The sequence below is a fragment of the Bacteroides sp. 2_2_4 genome (assembly GCF_000157055.1).
GTDB lineage: Bacteria > Bacteroidota > Bacteroidia > Bacteroidales > Bacteroidaceae > Bacteroides > Bacteroides ovatus.
Window position 1 is genome coordinate 1 of record NZ_EQ973387.1, and the last position, 2,509, is coordinate 2,509.

General features: G+C 42.1%; 1 protein-coding gene. It reads left to right on the forward strand.

All coding sequences use genetic code 11. The annotated features are described in order from the left end of the window. Positions 1-582: 582 nt before the first annotated feature. Positions 583-2,406: a reverse transcriptase/maturase family protein gene (locus BSCG_RS00175; RefSeq protein ID WP_005680466.1), complete on the forward strand. Its 1,824-nt coding sequence runs from the start codon at positions 583-585 to the stop codon at positions 2,404-2,406. Positions 2,407-2,509: the final 103 nt, after the last annotated feature.

Consider the following 2,509-nt stretch of genomic DNA (forward strand, 5'->3'; position numbering starts at 1 on the left):
TGGTGCGCCCGTAAAGGGAATTTGACGAATGTCGCTTTGGCAAGCGACTGGGCAAGTGTTTAAAATGCCCATTAACAACCGCTAACCGGAGGGGAAAACCCCACAAGGGAACATAGCACGTTGGTAAAGCCATAAGTCAGCCAACTGTCAGGCTGCGACCGAATGGCAAGTTAAAATGATAGATATGAGGATAAAGCCTGCATTGGTTGAACGATAGTCCGAGCAGTCGTATCCTTGGGCAATGACGGAAGACAGTTGAATAATTCTTCGGAATTATACCGTTATGTTGCGGTACTACACTGATGACACGTAGCAGGAGTAGCATAAACTTACCGCAAGGCAACTACCATAAGTAGTAAAGGACGAAAGTCGTATCCGACAATCTATCGAGCCAAATAGTCGTCAAATTTCTAAACGGGGATTGCCTAAACCGGAAAGCCAGTTGTAGGGCTATGGGGTCTGCCCCTGAATATCTGGCATGGCAACGGAGCTTCCATAGTAGTCTGAGCAGGGTAACGCCCTGTACATGGCGAAGGGGAGCAGCTAATTAAGTTTAACAATTTAAAGGAAGATGTGAGAGACATGAGAAATCCAGAAAATGTGTTGAACAGTCTGAGTAAACACAGCGGTAACTTGAACTATAAGTTTGAGCGGCTGTATAGAGTGCTGTTTAACGAGGAAATGTTTTATGTAGCCTATCAGAATATTTACAGCAAGACAGGCAACATGACGGCAGGAGCCGATGGTAAAACCATTGACGGAATGAGTATTGACCGAGTTGAACAACTGATTGGCAGTCTTAAAAATGAGACTTATCAGCCTAATCCGTCCAAAAGGACGTACATACCTAAGAAAAACGGGAAAAAACGTCCGCTTGGCATACCCTCTTTTGATGATAAGCTGGTACAGGAAGTAGTCAGAATGATACTTGAAGCAATCTATGAAGGTAGTTTTGAACATACTTCACATGGGTTTCGTCCCAAACGAAGTTGTCATACTGCTCTTATAGATATACAAAAGACATTCACTGCCGTGAAATGGTTTATTGAAGGCGATATTAAAGGATTCTTCGACAATATCAATCATGACGTACTGATTAATATTCTTCGGGAACGTATCGCCGACGAGAGATTTTTGCGGCTTATCAGAAAATTCCTGAATGCCGGATATGTGGAAGACTGGGTATTTCATAGAACGTACAGTGGAACTCCGCAAGGCGGGATTATCAGCCCAATACTGGCTAACATCTACCTTGACAAGTTCGACAAGTACATCAAGGAATACATCAATCGGTTCAATAAAGGGGTAACAAGAAAAGGCGACGCTCGATACAAGCTCTACGAACAGCGAAGATACCGACTGGCAAAGAAACTAAAGAATGAGAAAGATGTAAAGGTAAGGAAACAGATGACCGCCGAAATTAAGCGGCTACGAGAAGAACGGAACAACTATCCGGCACGTAATGAAATGGACAGCAGTATCAAACGGTTAAAATACGTGAGATACGCAGATGACTTTCTGATTGGAATTACCGGTAATCTTGAAGACTGCAAAACAGTAAAAGAGGATATTAAGAATTATTTGAATGAAGCTCTTAAACTGGAACTGTCAGACGAAAAGACACTGATAACCAATGCGCAGAAACCAGCGAAATTTCTCGGATATGACGTATTTATACGTAGGTGTAACGATTTACGTAAGGATAAGTACGGTAAAACGGTTCGTGCATTCGGACACAAGCCTGTATTGTACCTGAATTTTGAAACGATGCGGAAGAAACTCTTTGATTATAAAGCCGCAAGAATCGCGGTCGTCAATGGCAAAGAGGTTTGGAAATCCATCGTCAGAACGTACATGCTGAACTTGGATGACTTGGAAATAGTCAGTCAGTTCAATGCCGAAATCCGAGGGTTCTATAATTACTACTCAATAGCCAATAACAGCTATGTCATCAATTCTTTCTATCACATTATGTCATACAGCATGTATAAGGTATTTGCGAACAAATACAAATCATCTGTAAAGAAAATACTTCTGAAATATAAAAAGAACAAGGTTTTCCAAGTGGCATATGAAAATAGCAAGGGTAAGACACTTTACCAATCATTTTATCATGATGGTTTCAAACGCAAAAAGGTTGCAGGGAATATTTACTGTGACACTATTCCACGGACAGTTTCCATAACAGGTGGACGTAACAGCCTTATGGAAAGGCTGAAGCTCCAAGTTTGCGAATTATGCGGTGCTACCGATAAACTCGAAATGCATCACGTTCGCAAACTTAAAGACCTGAAAGGTAAATCCGACTGGGAAAAGAAAATGATAGCTCGAAGACGAAAAACTTTGGCTGTCTGCTCAAAGTGTCATGCAAAAATAGACCCCGACCGAAGAATCAGACTGAATTAATTAGTGGAGAGCCGGATACAGGGAGACTTGTAAGTCCGGTTCGGAGGCGAGTACTCGGAAACCTACCATAGAAATATGACAAGGCGCTGGGTGCTTAGCCTAC